3 protein-coding genes are annotated in these 4,038 nt (G+C 44.7%); all 3 read right to left on the bottom strand.

Annotated elements, in window-relative coordinates:
• Positions 1-45: 45 nt before the first annotated feature.
• Positions 46-1,563 (bottom strand): type III-B CRISPR-associated protein Cas10/Cmr2, encoded by a 1,518-nt coding sequence (gene cas10 / locus H6S82_RS21915; protein WP_242057063.1) that lies wholly within the window; start codon positions 1,561-1,563, stop codon positions 46-48.
• Between the two features lie 521 nt (positions 1,564-2,084).
• The gene (locus H6S82_RS21910) at positions 2,085-2,681 is read right to left on the bottom strand and encodes an HD domain-containing protein (RefSeq protein ID WP_190464000.1); all 597 of its coding nucleotides are present in this window, start codon (positions 2,679-2,681) and stop codon (positions 2,085-2,087) included.
• The coding region (locus H6S82_RS21905; protein ID WP_191056698.1) for a TIGR03985 family CRISPR-associated protein at positions 2,671-4,038 on the bottom strand (1,368 nt) is incomplete at its 5' end. The genes H6S82_RS21910 and H6S82_RS21905, both read right to left, overlap by 11 nt.

Genomic DNA, 4,038 nt, shown 5'->3' with positions numbered 1-4,038 from the left:
CGGCACGCTGTGCGAAGGCACTCCTGCAAGTGCCTTAACAAAAGTTCATACAGTGTCGATTACTTTTGTCCGACTACTTACAATCAGCAATACATCGTCACCGCCAATGGTGATAATTTCAAAGGGATGAATGACAGCACCATTTCTGTGTTGATGTTCTTTTCCACTTAAACCATTTAATTTATGAGGTTTTAAGTGTTGGAGAGCTTCATAAACTGAACTTTCGGTTGCCTCGAAAATATCTTCGCTAAACTGAGCGTAATCCGCTGGAGTTTTAATCTTTTGGATGTAGCCACCCATATTGTTTCCATCAGCATAAATGTATGCAACAAATCCATTGCTAGCATTGCCGATCTCTGTTAGCGATCGCGCTTGTTGAATTCCGCTATCGCTAAAACCTGCGTAATATTTTCGCCTGAGTAAAAACCGCTCAAACTTTTTGACCCAACTTTCTACTTCTCCGGTTTGCCATTCAAGTTTTGTGCGTTCGTACCATTCTCGTTCTTGTTCTTTTTTCGAGATTTGACCTATTATTCGCTTACGCGCTAATGCTTCCGAAAACCAAGGTTCGTTGGGAAGTTCAGTAGCATGAAAAATAGCAGAACGGCAATCGCCTTCATCCCTTTTCAAGTAAGGATGAGTTTCAAACATTGGTGGGTGGCGACGACTGGGACGTTCCGAACCGGGTAAATCGTTACCGCTGCGTCGGTGGTTAAATTGTGCCGCTAATTTACCTGCTAATTCATTAAAACTTTTACGATTTTCAAATAATTCTGCCTTATCTTCTTCCGATTCTGGGCGACCGAAATAAGCTTCTACTAAAGGTTCGTGGCACTTTTGTTTGTACCATTCTAACCAGGGAATTTCTTCAATTGGATCGCGCAGCAAACCAAAGCGCAGTTCTAGTAATTTAAAGGTATCTCCCACTGCACAAGAGTTAGCTGTGAGAGTTTGTTCGGTATAACGCCGTTCAATAGCATTCGCTAAATGGTGGACGTAAGCAGCAGGACAAAATGCCAGAATATTGCCACCCGTTGAATAGATTATCAGTTGTGGGATAAGAGCATCTGAAAGCTTGAGATTATCTGCATCAGCGGGAAAGCAGTTATCTAACCACTCTTTCACTTGTTCGCAGTGTGCTGTGTAACGGCGAGACTCTGGCAGTTTTCCGAAAAAAGCAGGTAAGTCGATAAGATTGATTCGATCGAGTAGTGCGGAAGCACCCCGGATATCTTGCAGCTTAGCGGCTTCAAAAACGTAACCTTTTATTTTGGTAGCACCCCCGTAAACTAAGCCAATACGAGTATTCCACGCTTGAGGATTTTCCTGTTGCAAGCCTTCAAAGGTTTGACGTAGTTTTTCGGCGGTGTCTGGAAACTTCAGGTTATCGATTTTTTGCGCTTGTTCTAGAAATGGTTGAATTGCAGCTGGAATACTTTTTCCTTCTTTGAGAGCCTGTCTAATTGTCTGCAACTCAGAGAGATCGAACTGAGGTTTGGGTCGCTCGCCCCAAGCGAGACACCAGGCGATTCCTATCGAAAGCTTCGTTGATATTGTCATCATACCATTGTGCAAGGTTTTCACCGTAAAGGACTTTTTCGTAAATTTAGGTAATGCTACCCAAACTCTTTGCTCTATTTTGACACACCTATGGAAGACCCCCGTTCCAATTAACCGACTAGACTGGTTGCCAAGTTCGGATTTTGCACCTGCTTATAAAGCCCGCCAGCGATTCAAATCGCTGGCTAATAGCAAAAGTCGTCTTTAGACGACTGGTTAAAGAATACCAGTCTACTTTAGTAGACTTGAGCTATCAGCCTGGGGTTTGAACCCCAGGCGGGGTTACAACAAAAATCCAAAAATTCCCCGCAAGGGGATTGAAACTCGCTCTCTCGATGATTGCTGAATCTTGAGTCAGTTTTCAATACTTCCCCGCAAGGGGACGAAAACCTCAAAACTGTTACACAGTGCTTATTGCTAAGTAAACCAACGATCGGCTACTACCACTTGCTGAAAAAAGGACAGTAGCTTATGAAAGCTTTGTTCTGGTGTGTCGGCTTATTCCCCAAATGGGGACGGAAAGATTACGAACTTGCGATCGCTCCTTGCTGCAATTCTCTCACCACCCGTTCCAATTCCGCCACCATCCAACTGCTACTCAACTGGCGGTAAATCTGCAATTGTTCTTGATAAAGCCATAACACCCCTTCCTTACCGCCTCGGAAATAATGCCAAATTTCCTCGCCCGATCGCCTAAAATTAACTAAAATAGTCCGCGCATTGTGCAACTTATCCGCCAGCATCACGCGCTGCACTGGCGGACAAGCATCCCGTAACTGTTGGAGATATTGCTGTTTGTGTTCTTTCCAAGTTGGATATAAACTCGGTTCTGGCTCGGTGCAACCTTCTATAATATGGAAAACGCGATCGCCAAATCGCTGCAAAATTTCCGTTCTCGTTACTTCTCCCCCTCGGTCTTCCAGCGCATCGTGCAATAAAGCGGAAATTGCCTCATCTTCATCTCCCCCATCTTCCAACACCAATGCCGCCACGCTCAACAAATGGGCAATATAAGGAGTACCCGCGATCTTCCGTTGTTGGTCGTTATGAAGTTGCGCCGCATATACCAACGCTTCCTGAAAACGCGAAGTTAAAATTGTCAAACACTGTTCATTCTTCATAATTTTTCCATTCTTGTTCGACTTCTCTCGTCGCCTGTTCTCGTAATTCCACAGGGAGGAGAATTTCTACATTCGGTCGCCACGCACGCAAGCGCTGCATTACGTTAGGATCGCCTTGGCGATATTGCGCTTGGTAATAAGCATCTTGGGGAGAACGCTTGCGCCAAATATTTAAGATCTTTTGTTGTTGTTCTCCCTTTAAGTTCTGCCGAATTAATCGTTCTACTTCCTGATATGCCACTCGCGCAAAGGTAGCATGGCGCATAGTATTGCGGATGTAGCGATTATCCCATTCGCGATCGAACCTCAATAGTAGCAGTTGTGCGGGTTGATAGTAATCAAAACCCCAAACCTCTGCGATCGCTAATTGGATATCATCGGGAGTAGGCAGAGTATTCCTTTGATATCGCCGTTTCAGCGCCACTGGAACTTGTGAATCTTCCCAACTCAAAGGGAGCGAATTTTGAATGCGATCGAGCCGATAATTGCGAAAATCTAATTTTCCCGATTCGTCTTGCGGAATTTCGCCAAACCCACACAAATACGGCCCTCTCTGATAATAATAAATGCAAATCGGATAAACTACCACCGACAAAGTTGTTTGCCATACCGCACTTTCATAAGTTAACAAAATCGGCGGTATAACCTCTTTTTGCCAAAGTTCCCGCAGTTGTGCTTGCCATTCCTCCACGCGATCGATCGAGTCTGGCGGAATCACATATTCCAGATGGATAAAAAAGCGCTGCTGACCATTCAATCGCACCGAAAGATTATCTGCGATCGCCGCCAAATCCGGTTGCGTGAGAAAATCTAAATTGTAAGCTACCAGACGAGAATCTGTTTTTTGGATCGAACTCGGCGTCGGTGGATATTTGCTCACCCGATAATAGCGATTTCCTTGGCGTTTCAGCCACCCGATTTCTATCAAAACTTGCAAATCGCCATAAAGCGATCGCCTTGTCAAGCCAAACAAACGAGTATCGTGCAACAATTCTTTAAGGTTATCCGGTAACAAGTGATGTTCCCGCAAAGATTGTTCAAACGATCGCTCTTTTTCCCGTACTTCCGGCTTCCCTAATTCCCCTTTCCACTTTGACTGAGTTAAGTTGAAATCAGAGCCAAATAACCAAGCAGCAACAGTTTTCGCACAACGGCATTTAGGGTCGTGCAGTGGCGGAATTTCTTCTTCTTTAGTATGAGTGGTAGTAAAAAAAGCATCTCGCCATTCAGGATAAGTAAAATTTTCCGGCAAATTTAACTTAATGCCGGCTTCCCCATACAGAAAGTGCAGCCACACCCACAACCGCACCGCCTGTAGCAATCTTTGTTTTAAATCTCCCCGCGCCAGCCATTGCAG

It is taken from the genome of Planktothrix sp. FACHB-1355, from assembly GCF_014748295.1.
GTDB classification, from domain to species: Bacteria; Cyanobacteriota; Cyanobacteriia; order Cyanobacteriales; family Aerosakkonemataceae; genus Aerosakkonema; species Aerosakkonema funiforme_A.
The sequence above is the reverse complement of the archived record's forward strand: the minus strand, read 5'-3'. Positions and strand labels throughout refer to the sequence as shown.

What these genes read in the sequence shown, in the direction of transcription:
- cas10 (WP_242057063.1), bottom strand. Translation starts at nt 1,563, where the DNA reads ATGATGACAATATCAACGAAGCTTTCGATAGGAATCGCCTGGTGTCTC.
- H6S82_RS21910 (WP_190464000.1), bottom strand. Translation starts at nt 2,681, where the DNA reads ATGAAGAATGAACAGTGTTTGACAATTTTAACTTCGCGTTTTCAGGAA.